The sequence below is a fragment of the Levilactobacillus muriae genome (assembly GCF_045862015.1).
GTDB lineage: Bacteria > Bacillota > Bacilli > Lactobacillales > Lactobacillaceae > Levilactobacillus > Levilactobacillus muriae.
The window spans coordinates 1-25,277 of record NZ_BAAFRU010000023.1 but is presented as its reverse complement, the minus strand read 5'-3'; the positions used below and the strand labels follow the sequence as shown (position 1 = coordinate 25,277).

Below are 25,277 nucleotides of genomic sequence, written 5' to 3'. Positions count from 1 at the left end.
GATAGTAGTTGGGGGATCGCCCCCTGCGAGGATAGGACGTTGCCACGCGATTATTCCGGCATAGCTCAGTTGGTAGAGCACCTGACTGTTAATCAGGTTGTCGACGGTTCGAGCCCGCCTGCCGGAGTCGGGTTAACCAGGTTAACCAGTTGATATGCCGGCTTAGCTCAGCTGGTAGAGCATCGGTATCGTAAACCGAGGGTCGGGGATTCGAATTCCTCAGCCGGCATCAGATAAGTGATTAGTCTTCGGACTGGTCGCTTTTTTTGTGTTCGCATTTAAATCTGGTTTCTGGCCACTAGTGGCTTACCATTAGATAGCCTCTGTTTGATTTTGGTGAGGAGATGACGACAACGACGGGGTGAAGGTCTCTCCCAAACTGGCCTGTAAAACCTAAAGCATCATAATGAAAGCGGTTACCAGCTCCACACAATTGGTATAGCCAACTATATGGAATTGGTATATATCACCGAATCCCTAAAGTGCAAGCGTTTATGCGACTAAAAAAATAAATGATTTTCATAATTATCTATTGTGGTATACCTCTATCAGTGCTATTCTATAAGTATCAATTAAGTACAGGAGATGCCATCATGAAAAACGTATTGTTAGTATGTGGTCAAGGAATTTCAAGCCAATTATTCTTAGGGGAAGCTAAGCGAGCTGCCGAAACGCAACGTGTATCGTTACATTTCAGCGCAACGAGCCTAATGGAAGTAACGCCAGAATTATTGGCCGAACAAGACTTAGTTCTCTTGGCACCACAAGTGGCTTACCAAGCTAAGATGCGGGCTAAGATTGGTGATCAGGTTCAAACAGCACCAATTCCTAACGACATTTATGGTTGGCTGAACAGTCAAGCACTTGTTAAGTATGCCTGCCACCAATTGAACTTCGCCCCAGCAGCTGTGGCTGTCGCCTACTAGCATGACACCCACGATTGAACAGTTGGCGATGCAGGTATTGGTAAGCGCAGGAACTGCGAAAGAAACCCTTTACCGAGCCATAGCGACTGCTCGTGAGCAGCATCAGTCGGTGGCGTTGTCCACCTGCCACGATCAGCTTCTGGCGGCGCACAAGATCCAAACGCAGATGATGGCAAAAATGGCTGCTGAGGGTCTTCCCGTTACAATCCTCATCAACCATGCAATGGATACCTTAATGGCCGTACAGGGGAACTATGAGCTTATTCAAGCTCTCGGTCCTGACTGGCACTAAATTTAACTGTGATCAATCCCGAGGTATCTTGTCTCGGGATTTTTTGTGACGACGACTGATCGAAGACGAGGAAGAGTGAACCGGATCGCCATTTTGCAGATGTTCTGTTAATCGAATAATCCACGTAAGTTTATTCATTAAAGGAATACGATTAGCCGATCGGCTGAAATGAATAAAAAATAAGAGGATTGCATGAGACAGCTAATAATTTCATCATTGTTTTTTGCGCGTAAGGGCGGGAATGAAGACGCTTTTATAAGGAAAACCGTTGCGTAACGGGCCTTCATGAAGTATAATTACAACTATGTTTTATTAGAGGTCTATGAGACCCTGCCACAATCGCATTTATTGAATCGGATTGTGAAATAAAGAAATATTCATTTTAACAAAGGCAATGGAGGTATTATCGTTTTGAATAACAAACCAGAGTCGACCACCCAAGACCGAACTTTCTTCGGTCAACCGCGGGGGTTATCAACGCTGTTCTTCACAGAAATGTGGGAACGGTTCAGTTACTACGGGATGCGTGCCATCCTTATCTACTACATGTACTACTCAATTTCCAAGGGTGGTCTGGGGTTCGATCAAGCAACTGCTGCCTCAGTGATGTCCATCTATGGGTCCATGGTTTACCTGTCATCCGTCCTCGGGGGTTACCTGAGTGACCGGGTATGGGGGAGTCGTCGGACCGTCTTCATTGGTGGGATTCTCATCATGTTTGGTCATATCGCTCTGTCCGTGCCAGCTGGCCGGATTGCGCTGTTCATTTCCATCCTGCTGATCGTTTTGGGGACTGGGCTGTTAAAGCCAAACGTTTCCGAAATGGTTGGTGGCCTGTATGACGCCGGGGATACGCGTCGTGATTCCGGGTTTACCATCTTCGTCTTTGGGATTAACTTAGGTTCCTTGGTTGCGCCACTCTTAGTGGGTTGGTTAGGTCTACACTATAACTTCCACTTAGGGTTCTCATTGGCTGCTATCGGGATGTTCCTCGGATTGGTACAATACTGGTACGGTGGCAAGAAGTACTTGAGTAAGGATAGTCTTTACCCAACCGATCCACTGGAACCTGGTGACATGAAGAAGCTGGGTGTCCGCACGACCGTTGGTGTCGTTGCCTTTGCTCTGGTGATTCTGTTAATGTTCCTCTTGGGTTCTTTGAACTTAAACAACTTCATTCTCTTACTTTCCATCGTTGCGATTGCAACACCAGTCGTTTACTTCACCATCTTCTTAACCAGTAAGAAGGTTACGGCGACTGAACGCAAGCACGTTTGGGCTTACTTAGGACTCTTTATCGCTGCTGCTATCTTCTGGGCTATTGAAGAACAAGGTTCCTCAGTCCTGGCACTGTTCGCCGCTAACCAGACGAACAATAGCTTCTTAGGATTTCACATCTTGCCATCTTGGTACCAGATGCTGAACCCACTATTCATCTTGATCTACACGCCATTCTTCGCTGCAATGTGGAACCGTTGGGGTAAGAAGCAACCAAGCTCACCAGCTAAGTTTGCAACTGGGATGCTGTTCGCTGGTGCTTCCTTCCTGATCATGGTGATTCCAGTGGCTATGTTTGGAACGAGTGCTAAGGTCAGTCCACTCTGGTTAGTTGGTAGTTGGGCAGTTGTTGAAATTGCCGAATTGCTGATTTCGCCAATTGGGCTGTCCGTGACGACTAAGCTGGCACCAAAGGCCTTCCAATCTCAGATGATGAGTATGTGGTTCTTGGCCGATGCTGCTGGGCAAGCCGTTAACGCACAAGCTGTTAAGCTTTACACGCCGGGCAACGAAGCGGGTTACTTCATGGGCGTAGCTATTATCGCTATCGTCGCTGGATTGATCATGTTCGTCTTGGTTAAACCAATTAAGAATTTAATGGCCGGTATTAAATAGTCAATATCCACCGGTAAAAGTGCTACTCTATTATGGAGTAGCATTTTTTATTTAGCTAATTGCTTGAATTTGAAATTATTGCCTATGTTGGATTGGGCCTTGGCTGTTTTGGAGAACGTCATCGCACCATCCTTGAAGACCAGTATAGAGATTTTTACGTGGATAGGTGTGTTGGCGGCAGGACCCGTGCAGATAGCGTCACATCATAGAAGTGATCCGTATGTAAAGAGAGGAGCAACACCTTTGGTCAAAGTAGCTTTAATCAGCGACCTTCATTTTGACGTTAATCGGCAGTCCGTAGACGCCCTCTTGCCCCAACAGGCTGGATATCTCATGCAGCAAGGGGTGGGTCTGTATCTGATTGCTGGCGACATCACCAACCACTTCACACAGTCTCTGGACTACGTGACTCGGTTACAACGGCTGATTGCACCCGCTCAGGTCCGGTTTATTGCTGGCAATCACGACATGTTACATGATGTGACGTATTCGGCCCTTGAGAGTCCCTTAGCGCCGACTTACCTCCATCAGGGGCAATTAGACGTAAGCGGGACTAACTGGCGAATAATCGGCAATAACGGCTGGTACGACTACCAGTTTGCGGACAACCTGGTCAATCGTGATTTTTTGACGTGGAAACGGGCTTTTTGGGTCGACGGCACGATCGAACAGCCACAGACCGATCCGCAACGGATGGATCATGTGCTCGAGACGGTTACGAGTCAGCTAGAGCAGGCGCAGGCCGAGCACAAGCGGGTTTTATTTATGACACATTTTGTGCCGCACCGCGCGTATATTCGCTACACGGATGACAATCGCTTCTGGAATATGGCGAACGCGATGTTGGGGAGCCCACGTATGGGGGATTTGTTGGACCGGTATCACGTTGAGGTGGTGCAATTCGGTCACGTTCACCGGCACTTTGAGCCACGACAATTCGAGCAGACCACCTACTACGATCAGGCTGTGGGCTATCACAACCGACGGATCAACGAGTGGACACAGTCGGATTATTTCACGGAATGGCGCGACCGGATGCGGTTTCTTGAATTAAAATAAAAATATTTTCTATAAAAGGCTTGACGATTTATGCAGAATTCTGTATGATAATAAACGTTGATTCGTTACGGCGATTCACGTTTTGGTGGGGTAGCGAAGTCTGGCTAAACGCGGCGGACTGTAAATCCGCTCCTTCGGGTTCGGTGGTTCGAATCCACTCCCCACCATTTTTATTATTGGGCTATAGCCAAGTGGTAAGGCAACAGGTTTTGATCCTGTCATGCGCTGGTTCGAATCCAGCTAGCCCAACTTAGACCAGTCACTGTGTGTGGCTGGTTTTTTTGTGTCTAAATTTTCACGCTATGGGCCGATTAGCGGGTGAATGGCGCGAGAAGCCCGCGAGAAAATTAGGAGCTGAAAAGGCGGAAAAGTTAGATCATTATAAAAATAGTTACCCCCGTTTTCAATTAACCTTCACTGGTAATCCATGACTAGAGTGGTAGGATATTTATAGAAGTAATGCGTGGATTATTTAGGTGTGTCTTGAGCACAAAAAGGGTGGCGAAAATCATGTGCAGCAGTGAGTGGCAACATAAGAGTGGGTTCTGTAAGTCAGGATGTAAATGGCTTTACGCGGGGGTGACGGTAGTCAGTCTGGGGGCAGGAATCCTGCTGGGAAATCAGACCGCTAATGCAGATGTCAGCACAGCGGATAATTCAGTCACGACGACGCAATCCGGAGTAAGTAGCAGTGAGTCGTCGACCATGGAAGCGAAGACTAAGGCAGACACGCAGGTAGGTAGTTCCCAGACTGCACTGGAAGCGCAGTCGTCAACTAGTGGCGCGGCGCAAGAGGCGGTGACCCAGCCATCACCAACTTCCGAGTCAGTCGATGACGACCAAAAAGCGGCATCAGACGCGGACAAACTGCCGACTAATGCTGTAGGGTCTGGTACTGCAGGATCCGGTACGACAGATGATGACGCTACGGGCAATCTAACGGCGCCTAGTCAGACCCCAGCGATTTCCAATGAATCGTCGAAAGCGGTCCTCGTTCGGACACTCGGGCAGGTTAAGCAGCCCCCAGTTGCTCGGCAGGCTGGCGATATAGAAGATTCAAACGAGCGGCTGGCAGTCTCAGACGTGACCACCGATGAAGTGCAGACTGTCTCGACGTTAGCCGCATCGGTTACGCCAACGGTGGCTACTGATCCAGCCGATTTCAGCTATCAACTAAACGCTGGCGGAGATGGTTACATTGTGACTGGCTACCCGGCTGCCAAGGGGCAATCCGGCTCCTATGCCACGTCGATTGTGTTGCCAGACTATTACCAGGGGAAGATTGTGTTTAGCATTGCAGATAATGCCTTTGAGGGTGACGGACTGACCGCCGTGACGCTGGGGGCGAACATTTGGACGATCGGTGCGAATGCTTTTAGGAACAACCAACTAAAGACGATCAAGATGCCCGATGGTGTCTGGAGTATTGGCGCCGGCGCCTTCGCAGATAATGCGTTGACCAGTGTTGACTTGACTAATACGACGACTATCGACGAGGGTGCCTTTCAAAATAATCAACTGACAGATCTTGTGATTCCAGATAAGGTGGGGCAGATTGATGCGGACGCTTTTGAAGGCAATCAGATAACGACCTTAAAACTCGGACAGGGACTTAAAACCATTGATACCGCTGCCTTCCAGCATAATCAGATTCAAGGTAACTTGGTCTTGCCGGATAGCCTGACGGGCCTGGGTGTTGACGCTTTCGCTGAGAATAAGCTGAACAGTGTCACGCTCGACAGTGGGCTAACGCTGCTGAATACGGGCGTTTTTAAAGACAACCAGCTCACAGGTACCCTGACCTTGCCGGAGACGATTACTAGTGTTGGGGATGACGCCTTTACGAACAACCAGTTGACTGGGCTCAAACTGAGTCAGAATCTCACGTCGATTGGGACGGCAGCCTTTGCTCATAATCGGATAAATAGTTCACTTGTTTTACCAGATAAATTGACTAATCTAGGTGACGAGGCCTTTAACGACAACCAGTTAAACAGTGTGACGTTGAATGACAAGATCAATGGTATTGGGACGCAAACGTTTGCGAATAATCCAACCTTGACCGGCGTTCTCAATTTGCCAGATAATATACAACACGTTGGAGAACAAGCCTTCTATGGGGATAACCTGACGGGCATTACTGGGGGGACGCAGCTACAGACGATTGACCAGGAAGCGTTCTTTGGCAATAAGTTGACGGGAACGCTTAACTTAGCCGATACGTTGCAAGCGATTGGGACTTCAGCCTTTATGGGGAACCATTTACAAGGACTGCTTAACGGTGCGGCGCTGACGACTATTGGTGACAATGCTTTCATGGGCAACGATTTATCAGGGACATTAGCCTTATCATCGACCGTTTTAGCGATTGGTTCCTATGCCTTTGCTGATAACCAATTGCGTGGCGTCACTGGCCTCGACAATCTGACAATGATTAACAACGGGACTTTCCAGAACAACCAGCTGACGGGTGACCTGACCTTATCTAACAAAATCACCAACGTTGGCGTAAATGCATTTAGCGGCAATGCGCTGGCACACTTACAATTTGGGACGGACGACAGTAGCGATGTTGTGACCCTCGGAGATGACGCTTTCGCTTACAATAATTTGCAGACAATTGTGTCAAAGGGGAAGATTGAATCGATCGGTACCGATGCCTTCGCCCATCAAATCCTAAAGGCAGCGGACGCAGATGCCACGGTTAAGAACGTGAATGGCATCGTGACAACGACGGTGACCAACATTAGAGAGGCGCTGAAGCAACAGCTAGGGACGATTGACTTAGCTGACCTGGTCTTCACACTCACTGAAGACTTGGGCCAGAATGATGCTGTGACCTATGACGCGTGGACGGACGCGCTGATGTTGCCTGATAATTTTGAAAATGGGACTGTTGTGCTAAGTTTAAATACGGGAGGCATCGATACAGGTCGTTATAGTGTCAGAAACTTGACGTTGAATTTGACCCGTCATGTCACGGCAGATATCGTCGTTCCCGCAGTTGAGACAGCATCTGGGTATCCTTTGTTTACCGTCACAATCCCACAAGCTACTGGTATTGTCGGTGAACAGTTGACCTATACATTAACGTCACCGAGTGCCTTACGAAACGGTGGTTGGGCTGATTTGCCGGATGCGAAGGCAGTGACCATCGTGGCGACCGTAAATGCGGATGGCACGATTACGACGGACGATGTGATCGGGTATCATGCACCAGATGCCACTGGTGATACTGGCGGCAAGGACAATGATCATCCGACAACTGGTGGAAATACCGGTACGCCTGACAATTCCGGTGGCGATACAGGGCCTAGCACGCCTGAAACACCGATTGGACCGACCACTGGCAACACGGGTGACACGACGACAGGGGTCACGCCGAGCTTGATGACGGGGCAACCGACCGACGTCACAACGGTGGTCGATCCTCATAAGCCTGCGATGATTGATCCAGCCGTTGTGCTTACACGGCCGCAATGGCAATTACGGCATACGTCTAAGCATGTTCGCGTTCAGACACGTCAGGATTCACGGCACGTGGCCGAGCAGACAGTGACCGATGCTCCGCTGGTCACCGCACAATCTAGCGGTCAGTCGGAGTCGGCATCCCGTGAGCAAGCAGTAGCGTATGGGACAGCTCCTAAGCAAGCAACGACCTTACCACAGACCAGCGACCGGCCTGCAATTGGCTGGCAGGGCGTTGGCACTATGCTACTGGCGACACTGAGCTGGTTAGGATTCATGACCAAGAAGCGTCATGATTAGAACCTAGAACTGAAGAAGTGGTGGAACAGGACTTTGAAAATTTATAAGTCCTGTTTTTTTGTATAAGTGGATTGTGCGTAACCGAATGAGGCGTCGCTCATATTGAAGGGAACGTGTCGGCCGAGATGGATAGAGACTGGTATTTTTAACAAAAAACTGGCGTCACGATCCCTGAAATGTGCTAAAAATAAAAAAACTTTTTTCACCACACAAGTCGAATAGTGTGGCATGACAACTGCCTAATCCAGTGAATTTGGCGCAATCTACTAACATTTAGTACATAGAAAACGGTTTTAACACTAAATAAGTTGTTACGATGTGTCTCTGATAGCCATAATGGTTACCCCTATTTTTAATTAACAATCACTGGCATTTATTTTTTGTCGTGGTAGGATGAATATTGTGTTTTTTTATGGGACGACCTGTCAACAGATGACAAGAAGGAAGGTGCGATAGCTGATAATGCGTAACGAAGAGATCCATCGACAGTTGAAATTGCAAAAAGTGAGGCGTTATTGGCTATTTGCGAGTCTGATGCTAGCTGGCCTGGGTGCCGGTCTGGCATTGACCACGTCAACGGTTAGGGCAGATATGCAGAAAGCCGATTTGCAGACGACGAGTGTACAAGAGTCAAGTCGTCACAGTGAGGCTGAACAGTCAGACACGCGTGATCTGACAAACGAGACCCCGACGCAAGGGGAATACAGCAGTGATCGAGATAGTGATTTAGAGAATGGTGAATCAGAGAATAATGACTCAGAGGATAACAACGGTAGCAATGACCTCGAGAATCTAAATGATGCTGTGAACGAAGAGAGAGCTGCTGGTGACTCGACCACTGCGGCGGTAGCTTCGGTTGACGCGTCAGATGCGACAAATGACGAAGTTACGCCCAGCGTAGACAAATCCGACTTTACCTTTAGTCAAAATACCAATGGCAATTACACGGTCACAGGGTACACGGGCGCTGCGCAGCAACAGGCTGATGGGACGGCACCGATCAGCGGTTATGCGACGGCAATTACCATTCCAGATACGTATTTGGGCAAACCAGTGATTGCGATTGGCGCCAATGCATTCAATAATGACGGGACCGCTAACGATCACCTATCAATCGTCGACGCGTTAACGGCGGTCACGTTTGGCCGTAATCTGCAATGGATCGAGGCGGGGGCGTTTGCAAATAATGACTTAACCACGATTAGTTTTTCGACTGCTAATAATCTATGGTCTGTTGGGGCCAACGCCTTTGAAAATAATCGACTGACCGACATTGACTTGAATCAGGTGGCACAAATCAATACGGATGCCTTCAAGGGCAATCGACTGACGACCTTGGTGATTCCGGAAAAGATGACAAACATTGCCGAGGGCGCTTTTACGGATAACTCACTGACGCAACTCACCCTGGGAAGTCATGTGGAAACGGTGGGAACCAGAGCGTTTGCCGACAATCTGATTGCGGGGACACTGGTTTTACCAGCGCAACTCACCGAATTAGGCGATTATGCTTTTAGCAATAATCACATCCAAGCTATTGTTTTCAATACGGCTATGACGCGACTGACGACGGGCGTTTTTGAAAACAATCGATTGGCTGGAAGATTAACGTTGCCGATGGAACTGCTCAGCGTGGGGACGGCCGCTTTCCAAAATAATCAACTGACGGGGATCGAACTTGGAAATGCGCTCGAAACGATTGGTGAGCACGCCTTTGCAAACAATCGAATCAGTGACATCCAGGCGGCTGGTCGGGTGAAAACATCTATCGGAAACGACGCCTTTGGTGACCAATCCGGTTCGCTGATCGCTACAGTGAGGACGACAACCACGACGGCCTTGGGTGCCAAAGCCGCAATTATCGCACAACTGGGGTTGACCAACCTGGATCTCGCTGGGCTGCAGTTTACCTATAATGGCGATGTCTTAGCCTATAATGAGTACGAAGACATCTTGACGCTACCCAAGGGCTACAATAGGGCAACAATTACGCTTGCATTAACGACGAATAGCTTGGACACCGGAACGTACGGCACGACTGGTCTAGTCTTGACGCTCACCCCAATCATCGTTAAAGCCAATCTTCAGATTCCGAGCACCAAGGACGGGCGAGACTGGACTGGCAACTGGGTGACGGACATCACGGGCCAACTGGGGGCTACGATGACGATTGCGGTGCCACAATTTAAGGGGTACAAGGCCCAGCCGATTACGGTCAAGGCAACTGTCAATGCCGATGGGACAATCACCACGCAGGACCGCGTTGTTTACACGAAGCTTGCCGCACCAACGACGGGGGGCGGGTCCTTTGGTGGCGGTGAAGACTTGGGTATTGGCGGCGAAAGTGGTGTGAGTGTGCCAACAACGGGGAGTACAGGCCAACAAGGCGGTCAAACGCGGCTGTCAAGACCGTCCACGACAGAGACTACGATAAAGGGCCACGTTCGATTGCCACAACGGGCAACAACGTCGGCCATTCAGCCACATCGATTTGACGTGACTGCAGCGACGATAGTTAAGCAGAGTACGTGGTTGCAAATGACAGCAAACGGGGATGTTCGTAAGCAGTTAACAAGCGATCCAGATGGGATTTGGACCACTTCAATGACAGGAACATCGCAATTACCAGAAAGCCTAGCACCACGGACATCCGCCGCGAATGCACAGCCGGCTAAAGAGACACACGATACTTTACCTCAGACGAATGAACAACGGTCGATCTGGCAATGGGTCGGTGTTCTGCTACTGGCTGGACTAAGCTGGTTAGGGTTCGACCGTCGTAAGCAACAAGACTGAGTAGCTAAAAGATGAAAATACAAGCACGCTTGAGGAGAACCAGCTAATAAGCGTTGCGGCTACTAAATTAGCGGAGAATTGTCACCTACGATTATTAGAGATTCCGGCGTCTGTGGGGACTGCGACGACTTTGCGGGTTTAAATTTGTCATGGCAGGCGACAAAATCGAAGAAAAGTGGGTAAGTGTCATCTTGCCCGCTTTTTTTGCGGATAAAATTTTACTGCCTAGTGACGGACGAATCGGTCCCTTACTTACTACTAATGTAAAAAATACCAAATCAGTCGCAACATTTTGCGAAATAAGGGGGTAATTCGTTTTAATGATGAATTGATGGTGGCTAGAAAGGAGTGGCGTAGTGAAAGGGAGACCCTAAATTTAGTGGCGGGTGTTTCTCATTGCAGTTAGAATCTCTGACAACCGTAAGCAAAGGAAAATAATCCGCGCAATGCCTAGTACAGCAGTCATAATTGACAAGTCAGTCGAATTTCGCTAAAGTCAAACTAATAATTGCGCCAGACCATTTGGAATTTGAACTGAGAAAGTGGGGTCTTGTGATGCCAGCAACTGTGCAACCGGAAGACCTGTTTGCCTTGCGTCCATTGGCACAACCAGTGAGTGATGGGGAACGGGTTTACTACTTAGAAAGTGACTTAGACCAGCAGGCGAATGCCGGCTTAGCGACCATCTATAGTGTTAGTCTTGAAGATGGTGGTGATCAGCGGCAGTGGAGCCCGGACGGCGTGGCTGTCAGTCAGCTGGCATTGAGTCCCGACCGACGCTACCTGGCTTTTAGCGGCCGGGTTGATGACCATTTGCAGATGTTCCTGGTGTCAGTCGATGGCGGCACACCTGAACAGATCACTCATGGGGACACTGATGTTGTGAATCCTGTGTGGTCCGCACAGGCGGAGACCCTGTATTTCCAGACGACGGTTGGCGACACTAAACCTAGCGAGTTACCGCAAGTCAAAGTTGTTACGCGACTGCTGTATAAGGCCAACGGGGTGGGAATTTTACCGGAGAATCTGACTTTCCAGTGCATTCGTTATGAATGTGCGACTGCTGACCAATCCGTGGTCTTAACGCAGCAGACCGAGTTTACGGTGACGGCGGCGAATACTAATGGACTAATTTATTCACGTGAGCGCTTCCCCGAAGACGAACACGACTTCAGCACGGGTGTTTACTGGCATGCCTTTGGTGGTGGCACCGATCGCCTGTTGAATCAGGAACAAGCACAGGGGGATTTCGGTAAGGGCGTCTTGAGCCCCGATGGCCGACACGTCGCTCTATGGGGACAGGATAATCACATCATGAATGTGTCCCAGTCCCACGCTTGGGTGGTCGATCTCGCGACGAATCACTTGACTGATGTGACCGCGCCTCGTGACGTGGAGGTCGGTGACATGTTGGCAGTCGATAGCCAACAAGGACAATCCGGTCACTGGTTAGCTTGGCGTGACGATGACACGTTGCTGACAGTGGAAAATGAGCACGGACGGCTAGGTGTCGTTAGTCAATCGCTGACCACCGGCGAAGTGACGCCATTATTGGATGGCAACCGAGCCATCACGGACTTCTCGGTCGTGAATGGTCAGACGTTGGTGTTCACCGAGACAACGATGACGAGCATCAGCCGGCTGAAAAAGCTGGATTTGACCACCGAACTGGAAGTCGAGTTGTGCAATCCCAATGCTACCTATGAAGCGACTCATACGCTAGTCGATGGGCAACGTTTTACTTTTAAAGGCGCCCAGGACTGGCTGATCGAGGGGTGGTATTTTCCACCGGTCACGCCCGCAACACGACACCCCGCGGTGCTCTACGTCCATGGGGGTCCACAGGTCGACTTTGGTTACGGCTTTTATCATGAACTACAGTATTTGGCGGGCGAAGGGTACGGCGTAATTGCTATCAATCCTCGTGGGGGAAACAGTTATGGTCAGGACTTTGAGACGGCCGTGATTGCCCACTATGGCGAGGGAGATTTCGAGGATCTGATGCTGGGTACGGACGCCGCATTGCAGTTAGATCCGACGATCGATCCGCAACAACTCTGCGTCACCGGCGGCTCATACGGCGGTTTCATGACGAATTGGATTGAAACACACACGGATCGTTTTGCGGCGGCCGTGACGCAACGGTCAATCTCGAACTGGATCAGCTTCTACGGCACCAGTGACATTGGGTACTTCTTTACGCCGTGGGAGCTACAACAGGACATGACGGCAATCGATACCCTGTGGAAATTCTCACCGTTGGCCTACGTTAAGCAGGCGACAACGCCGATCTTGGTGCTACATGGGGAGGCGGATCTCCGCTGTCCAACGACGCAGGGAGAGGAATTCTATGTGGGACTCAAGGAAGCCGGGGTTGAGACGCAGCTGGTCTTGTTCCCAGAATCCAATCACGAACTCTCTCGTTCGGGATTACCCAACTTACGAATTGAACGGTTAAAATGTATCAATCAGTGGTTCAAGGACCACTTACAACAGGAGGAAGTCTAAATGACTATTGGATTTATTGGCGTTGGTGGTATGGCCCAAGCTATCATTGGTGGTTTGTTAAATGCTAAGACATTTGCACCGGCAGAAATTGTTGTTCACAGTCACCGTGAGGAAAGTTACTTGCCCTATGCGCAGGCGCATGAGCTGATTGCGGCTAAGAGCAATCAGGCGGTAGCTGAAGCGAGTGATCTGGTCGTGCTGGCAGTGACCCCAAACGTGGCACCGGCAGTCTTGACGGAGATTAAGGATAAACTGACCGGCGATAAGACACTGATTTCGATTGTGGCCGGACTATCGTTGGCCGATATGGCGACGATTACTGGAAAAGATGTCCCAACGCTCCGGACGCTTCCCAACGTTAACGTTGAGGTTGGCGCAGGGATGACGGCGGTTGCCGCTAACATCGCATTGACCGGCAACCGTTTGACGGCTGCACTGCGGGTATTTGACACGATTGGGTCGACGACAGCCTTAGCCGAGGACCAATTCGGTGTCTTCAGTGCGCTGGCCGGAAGTTCACCGGCCTACATCGACTTCTTTATCGATAGTCTGAGTCGGGCTGGGGTTAAACACGGCTTGACCAAGACGCAGGCCACGGCAATTGCAGCGCAGGCCACGTTGGGTTCCGCTAAGATGGTGCTGAAGAGCGACAAGATTCCGTTTGAACTGATCGATCAGGTATCCTCACCGGGTGGCAGCACGGTTGCCGGTTTACTGGCGATGGAAGAGGCTGGACTGATGACGGCGGTGGTCAAAGGAATCGATGCCACCATCAAACGCGATGCTGGAGAAACCGATTAGTTTCTACCAAGCATGGTGACGGTGACGTACAGGCCAGATTTTAGGTTAATGAAAATTGCGATTACAGCTTCCGTTCGAGTATGAAAAAATTTGTGAAATTAATCTACGCGTGTGAGTTGCATTTTTGGTCTATACCGATTACAATTAGAATGTACTGGTTGGCAGGATGTTGACCCGTTACAGAATTTTTTAGGTTGCGTAACGCTTGAGTTGTGGGATGCAGCGCCATTGGGTACTCTACCGCACCACGCTGGATTAGCAGGAGTAAAGCTGGTACTGACCACAGATCAAGTGGTGGTATGGATTGAATTCGTGTCAGCCGTGAGGGTAGGCACCTTGTTAAGACGTATCAAACGACCAATTAGTTGTTGTCATGTGATGAGGAGGAGACTCATGAGTATTGTCTTAAAGCACGCTAAGATTTATACCGGGGACGACGTGATCCCCGATGGTTACATCCGTTTTGACCAACAGATTGAAGCGGTCGGACCGGTCGCTGAATTCCGGCCACTGCCCGCCGATGAGATTCATGTGGTTACGGGCCAGACAATTGTGCCTGGTTTTATCGATGTTCATAGCCATGGTGGTTATGGATATGATAGTATGGATGGGGACCCTGAACAGATCGATAAGATGGTCAATCTGATGGTTCACGAAGGGATTACATCGATTTTCCCCACCACGATGACGCAGTCAAATGAGGCCATTGATCATGCCATGCAAGGTATTGCGGAAGCTGCTAAGCACAATCCGGTGATTCAAGGTGTGCACTTGGAAGGTCCGTTTATTGCGGCGATCTTCAAGGGCGCGCAACCGGAGAAGTATATTAAGGATCCCGATGTTTCCCTGCTGGATCGGTGGAACAAGCTGTCTGGTGGTCGGGTCAAATTGATTACGTATGCGCCAGAAGATCCCGGGTCGAAGGCGTTTGAAGCTTACTGCTTGGCCAATAACATTGTGCCATCCGTGGGCCACTCTAATGCCACGCGAGAACAGCTCCTCGAGAGTCGGGCAACCCACGTGACCCACTTGTACAACGCACAGCGGGGGTTGCGTCACAGAGAACCTGGTGTGACCGGTCATGCCATGCTAGAAGACAATTTGTATTGCGAATTGATCTGTGATGGCTTCCACATTGTGCCGGATATGATAAAATTGGCTTATGAACAAAAGGGGGCGCACCGGTTGGAACTGGTGACCGACTCCATGCGCGCCAAGGGGATGCCAGAAGGTGTCAGTGAACTCGGTGGGCAAAAGGTGATTGTGAAAGACCGTCAAGCACGGTTGGAGAGCGGTAATTTAGCTGGTTCCGTCCTGCGGTATGACGAAGCCTTCAGAAACATCATGGACTTTACCGGTTGTGACATGAATGATGCGGTGCAGATGAGTTCAGTTAACCAAGCTGAAGAATTCAACTTGACGCAAAAGGGCAAGTTGATTCCTGGTCGCGATGCTGACTTGAATCTCTTCACCCGCGATTTGCAACTGCAAACGACCTACAGCTTAGGTCGGAAGTTCAGTCAGGAATCCAAGTAAAAATTTAGTTGTATTTTCAGAAGGGACGTAGGTGCTGTGAGTTCACCGATTTATATTCAAATTCATAATGACATTAAACGCGCTATTGAGGCTGGGAAGTGGGCGGTTGGCGACCGAATTCCGTCCGAACGAGAACTGTCTCGAGATTTTGATGTGAGTCGGATGACGCTCCGTCAGGCGATTCAGACCCTGGTTGATGAAGGGATTCTGGAACGTCAGGTTGGGTCCGGAACCTACGTGGCCAACCAGAAGGTTCAAGAAAAGATGTCTGGGGTTACGAGCTTTACCGACCTGATGCTGGCTCAGGGCAAGCAGCCCGCTAGCAAGACCATTTCATATCACGTGATGAGTCCGTCACTCAGTGAGGCTGAAAAGCTGAAGCTGCATGAGGACGAACAGGTGCTACGAATGGAACGGATTCGGTTTGGGGACGATGTGCCGATTTGTTTTGAAGTTGCCACGGTACCAGAACATCTGGTGGATGGCCTCAGCAAGCAAGAGGTGACCAGTTCCCTGTACCGGGCATTGGAAGATAAGAAAAATTTAAATCCGGGGAAGGCGCAACAAACGGTCTCCGCCATGTCCGCTTCCGAACGGATCGCCGAGTTCTTGAAGATCAAGCGTGGCGATGCCATTCTGCGATTGCGGCAGGTGACCTATCTGCAAGATGGGACCCCCTTTGAATACGTGCGGACACAGTATGTCGGTGAACGGTTCGAATTTTATCTTGAAAAATAAATTAGAGGAGCTGGACAGTGTGTTCGGCTCCTTTTTTGGAAAGGAAATGAAGCAAAATGAAGAAGGATCAACGGTTTGAAGTCACCCCGACTAAGGCAGATGGTGGCGTATCGTTTGATGTTGTGACGGATCGACAGACGGGGGTTCAATACGTGCTGGCCTCCAACTATATCGGGAGTAGTCTGACGGTATTGGTCGATAAGGATGGCAAGCCCCTGTTGAAATCCACAATTTAGAAATGCGGGTGGTTAGTGATGAAAATTCGAAAAGCACGCCGCGATGATGATTTTCAGGCCGTCGCACAACTCTATCTGGATGTCTGGCAGGCGACCTATGCCCAACTCTTACCGGCCAAATTTTTGGCTCAGTTGACCACGAGTACTTGGCATCCGGAACGGCGTTGGCAGGCCACTTGGCTGGTTTTTGATGATACGGGACAATTGATTGGGTCCTGTGCAGCCGGGCCAGCCCGAGACTCAGATCAGGTAGGTTGGGGTGAAGTCTACTCGATTTATATTCGCCCGAGTCAGCAGCATAAGGGCGTTGGCAAGCAGGTAATGACTGCGTCACTGATGGCACTACGGGCGACGTTCACCCAAGTTTATGTGGAAGTGCTCGCTGCCAATCAGGGCGCCCAAGCCTTCTACCGGCAACTCGGATTTACGCAAAAAGGCGCCGTTCAAGTTCGAACGGTGCCTCAGGGGAAACTTTCAGTAGTCAGGATGGTCTTGCATCTGCGTTAATTAGTGTTGGTGCTTAGCTTGTTGCCGGACCAGGTGCAGGTAGTGAGGGATCACGGCGATGCGCTTCAATCGCTTGGGTTCCTTGACCGTGCGGTAGAACCATTCCAGATGATGATCCTGCCAGAACTTTGGGGCCCGGTCAACGGTACCGGCGAGAACGTCGAAGCTGCCACCGACACCCATCCACAGGCCTTTAGTGGTGTGACGATGAGTCGCCACGAATTCCTCCTGCTTTGGGAAACCCAGTGCGGCGAAGACCATATCGGGCTGTGTCCGCCGAATGTCGGCAACGATGGCCGTGTCATCCTTGAAGTACCCATCGTGTAGCCCGGCGATGATCAGTCCGGGATAGTCGTGAGGTAGCTTTTGTTTCAAGGCGGCGATGACTTCGGGCTTGGCCCCGACGAAGTAGGCGGAGCGGTGAGTATCACTGGCCCACTGTAGGAGGGTAGTCAGGGTATCGAAGCCAGTGATGCGTTCCGGCAGAGGCTTTTTCAAAATCTTTGCCCCGTCGAGAATCCCAATCCCGTCTGGCGTAATGAAGTCGGCGGCTTGAACGAGTTGTTTGTAAGCGGGGTTGTGATGGGCGTACATCACGATTTCCGGATTGGCGGTTACCACGAAGGTGTTTTGCTGCGCGATAATACGCTGCTGAATGGTTTGTTGGAAGTTGGCAGCGGTGGTCTTGACGAATGGCAAGTCGAGCACCGTTACAGTAGAAAATGAAGGTTGCATGGGAGTCTCCTTTCGGGATGGTCATGCCACTGAATAAAGCCGGCGCGGCCGACCTAAATAGTATGACGCTCTGTGTGATTCATGCTAAAATAAGTCTATTAGATTAAAATATGTAACAGTCCAGCTTGAAAACCAGCTAAGGGAGTAACTCATTATGACGAATTTGTATCCTGACGACAGTTTGACTCTGCACACGGATGCCTACCAGATCAATATGATTCAGACGTATTATCAACAAGGGATTGCCGACAGACACGCTGTTTTTGAAGTGTTTTTCCGTGACATGCCGTTTCATAACGGTTATGCCGTGTTTGCTGGTTTGGAGCACATCGTTAATTATATCCAAAATCTGCACTTTTCCCAAGCGGACATTGAATACTTACGAGAAGCTGAAGAATATCCGGAAGATTTTCTGGAATATCTCGCTAATTTTAAATTCCGAGGCTCGATCCGGTCTGCCGTTGAAGGTGAACTGGTCTACGCGCATGAACCAATTTTACAGGTGGAAGGCCCACTAGCTGACTGTCAGTTAGTGGAAACAGCCATTCTTAATATTGTGAACTACCAAACTTTGATTGCCACTAAGGCTGCTCGAATTCGTTCCGTAGCCGGTGACGATGCGCTGATGGAATTTGGGACACGGCGAGCCCAAGAATTTGACGCTGCTATCTGGGGGACGCGTGCTGCCTACATTGGCGGCTTCGATGCAACCTCTAACGTACGGGCCGGCAAGATCTTTGGGATTCCCATCAGTGGGACTCACGCCCATGCTCTCGTGCAGACCTATGGCAACGATTACGATGCCTTTATGGCCTATGCGCAGACACACCACGACTGTGTCTTCCTGGTCGATACCTACGATACGCTGCGTAGTGGGGTACCGAATGCCATTAAAGTTGCCAAGGAACTTGGCGATAAGATCAATTTTCAAGGTGTACGGATTGACTCCGGTGATATGGCCTACCTGTCTAAGCGGGTTCGTCAAAAGTTAGACGAAGCCGGTTTCCCGAACGCAAAGATTTTCGCATCCAATGACCTCGATGAGAAGACGATTCAAAGTCTCAAGATGCAGGACGCCAAGATTGACGTCTGGGGCATTGGAACCAAGTTGATTACGGCTTTTGATCAACCAGCACTGGGCGCTGTCTACAAGATGGTGTCGATTGCTGACAGTACCGGTACCATGAAGGGGACCATCAAGTTGTCCAACAACGCCGAAAAGGTGACGACGCCGGGCAAGAAGCAAGTTTGGCGAATTACCAAGCGCGCGGATGGGAAGACCGAAGGGGACTACGTGACCTTGGCGGATGAAGATCCGCGCAATGAGGAAACAATTTTCATGTTCCATCCTAGCTTTACCTATATCAACAAGACCGTTAATGACTTTAACGCGCGGCCAATTCTCCAGTCGATATTTGAAGATGGTAGGTTAACCTACAAGTTACCGACACTATCGGCGATTCGTGATCGTTGTCGTGGGGCTTTGGCCAATCTCTGGCCAGAGTACAAGCGGGACTTGAACCCACAGAAGTACCCGGTTGATCTGTCACAGGACTGCTGGGATCACAAGATGGCCATCATCAAGGACATCCACACCTACGTGCAAAAGATGCCTGAATAGGCATGTGTATTATGAGTCGCGGTGTGCCATGTTTAGAGCCGTAGTCATTGCGGTTGGGCGTCGTGACCCGATCTAATTAGGGGGCAAGTAACATGCGAGCAATGCAAAGAGAGATTATTGAAGCGTTGAAGGTGCAACCGACCATCGATCCAGCCAAGGAAATTCGGCGGAGTGTTGACTTCTTAAAGGCCTACCTGAAGCACTATGATTTTTTAAAAACGCTAGTTCTCGGAATTTCCGGTGGACAAGATTCAACGTTGGCGGGAATTCTGTGTGAACAAGCGGTTACCGAATTGCGGCAGGAAACCAATGACAACAGTTATAAGTTCATTGCGGTACGGTTACCTTACGGCGAGCAGGCCGATGAGGACGATGCCATGATGGCAATTGATGTCATGGGGGCCGACGAAACGCAGCGGGTCAACATCAAGGATGCCGCTGATGCCATGGAGACCGCTGTGACGGCGAACCACAATGTCGTGAGTGACTTTAACAAAGGAAACATCAAGGCGCGGCAACGCATGATTGCCCAGTACACGATTGCTGGAGCTCACGCTGGTGCCGTGGTTGGGACCGATCACGCGGCCGAAGCCATTACCGGGTTCTATACGAAGTTTGGTGACGGGGCAGCGGACATTTGCCCGCTCTGGCGGTTGGACAAGCGTCAGGGGGCGGCTATGCTGGCTTACCTGGGTGCACCAGAGAATCTCTACAAGAAGGTGCCAACGGCGGACCTAGAAGACGATCGGCCGGCATTGCCTGATGAGGTAGCGCTAGGTGTTCGGTATGCGGATATCGACGACTATCTCGAAGGTCGCGACGTGAGCGATCAGGCGGCCGAGAAGATTGAGGGCTGGTACCGGAAGACCGCGCACAAACGGCACTTGCCAGTGAACGTTTACGATACTTTTTGGAAAGACTAGGTGATTAGTGATGCGAAAGAATAATATGAGTGGGTACATCAACGTTTTGAGTAAGGTGCTTCAAGGCACTGAAGATGAAGCTGGCGCCATGAATGCTGATTTTGAAAAGATGCGTGCGGCTATTGACGATGACACGGTCAGTGAGTTGTCTCAAGTTGAACTGCAAGAAGTTGTGGATAATTTTCAACGCGGCACGGACAGTTACGAAGACAGTCTGAATAAATTGGAACAAGCCAGTGCCCCAGTGCGGGTTCTCGGTAAGCACAAGTCCTTGGTTGCGGCTTTTCGCGTTTACACGGAGGCTTGCCAAGCGATGACCAATAGCATTGACGTTGAAAACCAACAGGTCGATGTGGATGCTTTCAACCAATCTGAAAAGACACAAGAAAATGCCATGGAAAAGGTCACCGCTGCTACACAACGTATTATGACCAGTCCCATGTAAGACGAAGGATGTCACTCGTTTTGAGTGGCATCTTTTTTTGTTTGCATGGCTAAATGTTGGGCGTCAACTGGGCGCTGTCGTGATGGGGTTCTGGGGGATGAAGGCTGACAATTTTTGACTGTAAGTCAGCCGGTGTTTCCGTTAACCATGGTATAATGCAGATATGATGACAATGACGGAGGGTTTGCATGGCAAGAGAGAATGAAGAACAGCTCAGTGCCTTGGCGCAGCCAGTTCACCAGCAACTGAGCCAGTACCGAGTGCAACAGATTCAGGCGGTTCTGACCCTCATGGATGAGGGCAATACGGTACCGTTCATTGCGCGTTATCGAAAGGAACGGACCGGTTCGTTGGACGAAGTCGCCATTCGGGAGATTGAAGACGAGGCGAACCGCTTAGCCAAATTAAATAAACGCCGACAAGATGTGTTGAAGACAATTGCAGAGCAGCAGGCTTTGACCCCGCAACTCAAACAGAATTTGGCGCACGCCACGACGTTACAGCAAGTTGAGGACTTGTACTTACCCTATAAGAAGAAGCGACAAACCAAGGCGACAATCGCGGCACAGCACGGCCTAAAGCCGTTGGCCGAATGGCTATTGACCTTTCCACAGGAAGGGTTGGACACGCGGGCTCGTCAGTACGTGAAGCCGGATCAAGATTTACCAGACCTCGCGACTGTTTGGGACGGTGTTCACGAAATTTTAGCAGAAACCTTTAGTGAGCAGGCGGCCTTTCGGGAATGGATTCGGCATTACACGTGGCAGCATGGTGAATTTACCAGTAAACTACGCCGCGGTGCAAAGGACCGGGATGAGCAACAGGTTTACGCGACTTACTATGAGTTTAATCAGCGGCTGAATCAGCTGCCACCATACCGGGTTTTAGCGATCAATCGAGGCGAACGGGAGAAAATCTTGTCCGTTGGGATCGACATTGCGTCTACGTCGATTCTGCAATACGGGCATTTTCGCTTGGTTGGCCAACACAAGGGACCGGCAGTGGCGAAGATTGAGGCAGCCTTTGCGGATGCTTACAAACGGTTCTTAGGGCCGGCAATTGAACGAGAGTTACGGCGGCAGCTGACCGATCAGGCTGATGAGCATGCCATTCAGGTCTTCGGCAATAACCTGTACCACCTGTTAATGCAGGCACCGCTGAAAGGCAAGGTTGTGATGGGCTTTGACCCGGCGTACCGGACGGGGTGTAAGCTAGCTATCATGGATGCCAACGGTCGCTTTTTGACCAAGCAAGTGATTTACCCGCATAAACCGGCGAGCGGCAAACAACGTGCGGCAGCGGGACCGGCCTTTAAGCAATTGTTGGAGAAATATCATGTTGAAATGATTGCGATTGGAAATGGGACAGCGAGTCGAGAATCCGAGGAGTTTGTCAGTGATATTCTCAAAACGTTGGATCACCCTGTCTATTACGTGCTGGTTAACGAAGCAGGGGCGTCCGTCTACTCGGCGAGTGCGAATGCACGGGCCGAGTTCTCGGATCTCCATGTCGAGGAGCGGTCGGCTGTCAGTATTGGCCGCCGGTTGCAGGATCCTTTGGCTGAACTGGTCAAGATCGATCCGAAGGCTGTCGGAGTCGGACAATACCAACATGATGTGCCCGAAAAGGCGCTAGATGAACAGTTGGATCGGGTCGTGGAAACAGCGGTCAACCAGGTGGGGGTCAACGTGAACACGGCGAGTCCAGAATTACTCACCCATATTTCCGGGCTAACGGCGACGACCGCACAAAATATTGTGACGTATCGTAATGATAACGGCGCGTTTGCCAGCCGCAAAGAATTGCAGCAGGTTCCCCGACTCGGACCCAAAGCCTATCAACAATCCGTTGGGTTCCTACGCATCATTGGTGGGCGGGATCCACTGGACAATACGGATATTCATCCCGAAAGTTATCCAGTGACTCGCCAACTGTTGCAGGGCCTGGCGACCGAGAACACGGCGATTGGAACATCGAAATTGCAACAGGAGCTGGCTCAGTTGAATCAGGATAAGTGGGCGACAGAGTTGGACGTGGGCCGAGAGACCCTGGCCGACATTATTGCCGGGTTGAGTAAGCCAGGACGCGATCTACGGGATACGATGCCAGCACCGCTATTGCGACAGGATGTATTGACGATGGCTGATTTGAAACCGGGGATGGAACTGCAAGGAACCGTCCGCAATGTGGTCGACTTTGGTGCGTTTGTCGATATTGGTGTGAAGCAGGATGGCCTGGTTCACATTTCCCAGTTAGCCAATCATTACGTCGGTGATCCAAGTACGGAAGTGACAATTGGGGATGTCGTGACCGTTTGGGTGTTGAGCGTTGATGAGAATCGGCAACGAATTCAGCTGACGATGCGGACTGATGGTCATGACTAATCAGGAACTACAGCAATTGGTCGAACGAATTTCGTTAGAGAGTTTTGGCAAACCTTTTCGCCACCGTGCCTGGTTCAATGCTAGACTACGAACGACGGGTGGCCGCTACCAGCTCAAGGATCACAGTATTGAAATCAATCCTAAAATGCTAACGGATTACGGCGAAGCGACGTTAGTGGGCATTATTAAGCATGAGCTTTGCCATTACTACTTGCACTTGATGGGACAATCTGGACAACACCGAACGCGCGCTTTTCGGGAATTGCTCCAACAGGTAGGGGGCTTACGGTTCGCCCCGGCGCCGAAGCAGGCACAACCGAAGCCCCGTTCTTGGCAGTTGTACGTGTGCCAGCACTGCGGCCAGAAGTATTACCGCGCGCGGCGAATCGATGTGTCAAAGATGGTGTGTGGGCGATGTCACGGTCGGTTAGTTTGGCAGAAGACGGTCGTGGCGGTGCAACGTCCGCGTTAAAATTAGGAGGTCAGTGAATTATGGGAAAAACAATTATTCGAGTACCAGCAACATCGGCGAACATGGGACCCGGTATTGATTCCATTGGTGCCGCTCTACATTTGTACTTAACGGTCATTATTGAGGAAAAGACGGAACAATGGCGTGTCAACCATGCTTTAGGCACCAGTATTCCACGTGATGAGAATAATCTGATGGTAAAGACGGCGCTGAAAGTCAATCCTAAAATTCAACCCCACCAGCTGACGGTCATGTCAGACATTCCGGTCTCTCGCGGATTGGGGAGTTCCACGAGTGCTGTGATTGCTGGAATTAAGATTGCTAACGAATTGGGCGAAATGGATCTGACAATTTCGGATCAATTGAATTGGGCGGTCAAACTCGGTGGTGAATTGGATAATGTCGCACCTGCCCTGATGGGACAGGCGGCCGTTGCGACGGTCAACGATGGGATCGCTGACGCCATTAAGTTGCCATTGCCCGACCTGCAAGCTCTGGTATTCATTCCAGGACAGAAATTATTGGCGCAAAAGAGTCGTAAGGCATTACCAAAACAGGTATCGTTTGAAACGGCCGTTCATGCTAGTAGCGTGGCGAATGTTCTGGTTGCGGCGCTGTTGAAGGAAGACTGGGAATTAGCGACGAAGCTGATTGAACGCGATGAATTTCATGAACAGGCGCGCTCACAATTGGTGCCTGAATTAAATCAGATTCGCGATGCGGCTCACGAGTTAGGAATTGTCGGGACTTACTTAAGTGGTGCTGGTCCGACTGTTGTGACATTTGGTACATCGGCCCAGTTGACCTTATTGCGGACTAAACTCACGAATGCTGATTTACCAGGTAGTTTGCGCATTTTGGAATTGGATCAAGACGGGGCAACAGTCCTGACGGATGCATAATTTTGAATTTTTTTGAATTAACTTGCAAAAAAATATTGTCACTGCCCGAATCATTTGGTATACTATTTCTTGTGAGTTAATGCGGCCATGGCGGAATTGGCAGACGCGCAAGATTAAGGATCTTGTCCGGGTAATCCGGGTGGAAGTTCGAATCTTCTTGGCCGCATAACGATTATGAAGGCACTGACCGGATTATCTGGTTGGTGTCTTTTTTAGTGATCAGAAGTCAATTGCCCCTGAATGAATTCAGAGGCTTGTCGCTCACGTGTCTTACAACACAGTAGTCCAAAAGGCCTATTAGACACTCCTACTCGTAGTGGCAACATCGTCGGGTAATTGACGGCTACCCGTTTAACTACCAGGTTTACCCGGTAGTCGTTAGCTTTTGAATCTTTGGTCGTTTGACACCGCTCAACCATTCCTGTCCAAGCATCTCAATATTCATTGCGCCCAAGCGGTCATCATTACAACGATACTGGCACTGTGCACACCAATACTCGTGCGTGTCATGATGCCGATTAGTCTTCACAATCAGTCCACACTTTGGACAGCGTTGTGAGGTATATGCTGGTGATACCTTCACGACGGTACTCTGAACCGCTTGTGCCTTATACGTTAGGAATGCTTCCAGTTGGAAAAAGGCCCAGGAACGATGACTGTTACGCAAGGTTTTCGGTAAGTCATCGGTGTTGAAGGTTACGTTGGTCAAATCCTCCAGCACAAAAAGTGTGTGAG

General features: G+C 50.1%; 20 protein-coding genes and 5 tRNA genes. 23 read left to right on the top strand and 2 right to left on the bottom strand.

All coding sequences use genetic code 11. The features are described 5' to 3' along the window. Positions 1-54 precede the first annotated feature (54 nt). The 16 genes from ACKTSF_RS12600 (at position 55) to ACKTSF_RS12525 (ending at position 17,060) form a co-directional block, all read left to right on the top strand. Positions 55-127, top strand: a tRNA-Asn gene (locus tag ACKTSF_RS12600). 29 nt (positions 128-156) lie between these two features. Further along, positions 157-229 (top strand) — tRNA-Thr (locus ACKTSF_RS12595). Positions 230-593: 364 nt separating this feature from the next. Then, the gene (locus ACKTSF_RS12590) at positions 594-926 is read left to right on the top strand and encodes a PTS sugar transporter subunit IIB (protein ID WP_407889943.1); all 333 of its coding nucleotides are present in this window, start codon (positions 594-596) and stop codon (positions 924-926) included. A 1-nt stretch (position 927) separates the two neighbouring features. Then, the gene (locus ACKTSF_RS12585; RefSeq protein ID WP_407889941.1) at positions 928-1,218 is read left to right on the top strand and encodes a PTS lactose/cellobiose transporter subunit IIA; all 291 of its coding nucleotides are present in this window, start codon (positions 928-930) and stop codon (positions 1,216-1,218) included. Positions 1,219-1,629: 411 nt separating this feature from the next. Continuing rightward, on the top strand, positions 1,630-3,111 hold the full coding sequence (locus tag ACKTSF_RS12580) for a peptide MFS transporter (RefSeq protein WP_407889939.1): 1,482 nt from the start codon (positions 1,630-1,632) through the stop codon (positions 3,109-3,111). Between the two features lie 243 nt (positions 3,112-3,354). Continuing rightward, a complete protein-coding gene (locus ACKTSF_RS12575) occupies positions 3,355-4,170 on the top strand; it encodes a metallophosphoesterase (RefSeq protein WP_407889937.1) in 816 nt (271 codons plus the stop codon). 84 nt (positions 4,171-4,254) lie between these two features. Next, a tRNA-Tyr gene (locus ACKTSF_RS12570) sits at positions 4,255-4,337 on the top strand. 10 nt (positions 4,338-4,347) lie between these two features. Beyond that, a tRNA-Gln gene (locus tag ACKTSF_RS12565) sits at positions 4,348-4,419 on the top strand. A gap of 261 nt (positions 4,420-4,680) precedes the next feature. Continuing rightward, the gene (locus ACKTSF_RS12560; RefSeq protein ID WP_407889935.1) at positions 4,681-7,938 is read left to right on the top strand and encodes a leucine-rich repeat protein; all 3,258 of its coding nucleotides are present in this window, start codon (positions 4,681-4,683) and stop codon (positions 7,936-7,938) included. Positions 7,939-8,400: 462 nt separating this feature from the next. After that, positions 8,401-10,734 (top strand): leucine-rich repeat protein, encoded by a 2,334-nt coding sequence (locus ACKTSF_RS12555; RefSeq protein WP_407889933.1) that lies wholly within the window; start codon positions 8,401-8,403, stop codon positions 10,732-10,734. A gap of 555 nt (positions 10,735-11,289) precedes the next feature. Then, on the top strand, positions 11,290-13,242 hold the full coding sequence (locus ACKTSF_RS12550) for a S9 family peptidase (protein WP_407889931.1): 1,953 nt from the start codon (positions 11,290-11,292) through the stop codon (positions 13,240-13,242). Next, positions 13,243-14,043 carry a pyrroline-5-carboxylate reductase gene (gene proC / locus ACKTSF_RS12545; protein WP_407889929.1) on the top strand — a complete coding sequence of 267 codons (801 nt, stop codon included), beginning with the start codon at positions 13,243-13,245 and terminating at the stop codon, positions 14,041-14,043. A gap of 393 nt (positions 14,044-14,436) precedes the next feature. Continuing rightward, positions 14,437-15,579, top strand: coding sequence for an N-acetylglucosamine-6-phosphate deacetylase (nagA, locus tag ACKTSF_RS12540; RefSeq protein WP_407889927.1), 1,143 nt, complete (start codon positions 14,437-14,439; stop codon positions 15,577-15,579). A gap of 36 nt (positions 15,580-15,615) precedes the next feature. Further along, positions 15,616-16,317: a GntR family transcriptional regulator gene (locus tag ACKTSF_RS12535; protein ID WP_020089948.1), complete on the top strand. Its 702-nt coding sequence runs from the start codon at positions 15,616-15,618 to the stop codon at positions 16,315-16,317. A 56-nt stretch (positions 16,318-16,373) separates the two neighbouring features. Then, positions 16,374-16,553 carry a DUF6440 family protein gene (locus ACKTSF_RS12530; RefSeq protein ID WP_407889925.1) on the top strand — a complete coding sequence of 60 codons (180 nt, stop codon included), beginning with the start codon at positions 16,374-16,376 and terminating at the stop codon, positions 16,551-16,553. An 18-nt stretch (positions 16,554-16,571) separates the two neighbouring features. Then, positions 16,572-17,060 (top strand): GNAT family N-acetyltransferase, encoded by a 489-nt coding sequence (locus ACKTSF_RS12525; RefSeq protein ID WP_407889923.1) that lies wholly within the window; start codon positions 16,572-16,574, stop codon positions 17,058-17,060. Here the strand turns inward: ACKTSF_RS12525 and ACKTSF_RS12520 are convergent, their stop codons facing one another. Beyond that, entirely contained in the window at positions 17,061-17,795 is a 735-nt protein-coding gene (locus ACKTSF_RS12520; protein WP_407889921.1) for a WecB/TagA/CpsF family glycosyltransferase, read from the bottom strand. 154 nt (positions 17,796-17,949) lie between these two features. On the opposite strand from ACKTSF_RS12520, the gene ACKTSF_RS12515 reads away from it, so the two are divergent. The 7 genes from ACKTSF_RS12515 (at position 17,950) to ACKTSF_RS12485 (ending at position 24,708) form a co-directional block, all read left to right on the top strand. Beyond that, positions 17,950-19,416 (top strand): nicotinate phosphoribosyltransferase, encoded by a 1,467-nt coding sequence (locus tag ACKTSF_RS12515; protein WP_407889919.1) that lies wholly within the window; start codon positions 17,950-17,952, stop codon positions 19,414-19,416. Positions 19,417-19,508: 92 nt separating this feature from the next. Next, on the top strand, positions 19,509-20,339 hold the full coding sequence (gene nadE, locus ACKTSF_RS12510; protein ID WP_407889917.1) for an NAD(+) synthase: 831 nt from the start codon (positions 19,509-19,511) through the stop codon (positions 20,337-20,339). Between the two features lie 10 nt (positions 20,340-20,349). After that, positions 20,350-20,784 (top strand): hypothetical protein, encoded by a 435-nt coding sequence (locus tag ACKTSF_RS12505; protein WP_407889915.1) that lies wholly within the window; start codon positions 20,350-20,352, stop codon positions 20,782-20,784. A 188-nt stretch (positions 20,785-20,972) separates the two neighbouring features. Beyond that, on the top strand, positions 20,973-23,168 hold the full coding sequence (locus ACKTSF_RS12500; protein ID WP_407889913.1) for a Tex family protein: 2,196 nt from the start codon (positions 20,973-20,975) through the stop codon (positions 23,166-23,168). Continuing rightward, positions 23,161-23,640, top strand: coding sequence for a SprT family protein (locus tag ACKTSF_RS12495; RefSeq protein ID WP_407889911.1), 480 nt, complete (start codon positions 23,161-23,163; stop codon positions 23,638-23,640). Before ACKTSF_RS12500 ends, ACKTSF_RS12495 begins: the two co-directional genes overlap by 8 nt. 20 nt (positions 23,641-23,660) lie before the next feature. Beyond that, positions 23,661-24,542, top strand: a complete 882-nt coding sequence (gene thrB / locus ACKTSF_RS12490) for a homoserine kinase (protein WP_407889909.1) — start codon at positions 23,661-23,663, stop codon at positions 24,540-24,542. 81 nt (positions 24,543-24,623) lie between these two features. Then, positions 24,624-24,708 (top strand) — tRNA-Leu (locus ACKTSF_RS12485). A 198-nt stretch (positions 24,709-24,906) separates the two neighbouring features. Here ACKTSF_RS12485 and ACKTSF_RS12480 read toward each other — a convergent pair. Further along, positions 24,907-25,277: zinc ribbon domain-containing protein (locus ACKTSF_RS12480; protein WP_407889907.1), on the bottom strand; the 371-nt coding region annotated here is incomplete at its 5' end.

What these genes read in the sequence shown, in the direction of transcription:
- ACKTSF_RS12590 (WP_407889943.1), top strand. Translation starts at nt 594, where the DNA reads ATGAAAAACGTATTGTTAGTATGTGGTCAAGGAATTTCAAGCCAATTA.
- ACKTSF_RS12585 (WP_407889941.1), top strand. Translation starts at nt 928, where the DNA reads ATGACACCCACGATTGAACAGTTGGCGATGCAGGTATTGGTAAGCGCA.
- ACKTSF_RS12560 (WP_407889935.1), top strand. Translation starts at nt 4,681, where the DNA reads ATGTGCAGCAGTGAGTGGCAACATAAGAGTGGGTTCTGTAAGTCAGGA.
- ACKTSF_RS12555 (WP_407889933.1), top strand. Translation starts at nt 8,401, where the DNA reads ATGCGTAACGAAGAGATCCATCGACAGTTGAAATTGCAAAAAGTGAGG.
- ACKTSF_RS12550 (WP_407889931.1), top strand. Translation starts at nt 11,290, where the DNA reads ATGCCAGCAACTGTGCAACCGGAAGACCTGTTTGCCTTGCGTCCATTG.
- proC (WP_407889929.1), top strand. Translation starts at nt 13,243, where the DNA reads ATGACTATTGGATTTATTGGCGTTGGTGGTATGGCCCAAGCTATCATT.
- nagA (WP_407889927.1), top strand. Translation starts at nt 14,437, where the DNA reads ATGAGTATTGTCTTAAAGCACGCTAAGATTTATACCGGGGACGACGTG.
- ACKTSF_RS12530 (WP_407889925.1), top strand. Translation starts at nt 16,374, where the DNA reads ATGAAGAAGGATCAACGGTTTGAAGTCACCCCGACTAAGGCAGATGGT.
- ACKTSF_RS12525 (WP_407889923.1), top strand. Translation starts at nt 16,572, where the DNA reads ATGAAAATTCGAAAAGCACGCCGCGATGATGATTTTCAGGCCGTCGCA.
- ACKTSF_RS12520 (WP_407889921.1), bottom strand. Translation starts at nt 17,795, where the DNA reads ATGCAACCTTCATTTTCTACTGTAACGGTGCTCGACTTGCCATTCGTC.
- ACKTSF_RS12515 (WP_407889919.1), top strand. Translation starts at nt 17,950, where the DNA reads ATGACGAATTTGTATCCTGACGACAGTTTGACTCTGCACACGGATGCC.
- nadE (WP_407889917.1), top strand. Translation starts at nt 19,509, where the DNA reads ATGCGAGCAATGCAAAGAGAGATTATTGAAGCGTTGAAGGTGCAACCG.
- ACKTSF_RS12505 (WP_407889915.1), top strand. Translation starts at nt 20,350, where the DNA reads ATGCGAAAGAATAATATGAGTGGGTACATCAACGTTTTGAGTAAGGTG.
- ACKTSF_RS12500 (WP_407889913.1), top strand. Translation starts at nt 20,973, where the DNA reads ATGGCAAGAGAGAATGAAGAACAGCTCAGTGCCTTGGCGCAGCCAGTT.
- ACKTSF_RS12495 (WP_407889911.1), top strand. Translation starts at nt 23,161, where the DNA reads ATGACTAATCAGGAACTACAGCAATTGGTCGAACGAATTTCGTTAGAG.
- thrB (WP_407889909.1), top strand. Translation starts at nt 23,661, where the DNA reads ATGGGAAAAACAATTATTCGAGTACCAGCAACATCGGCGAACATGGGA.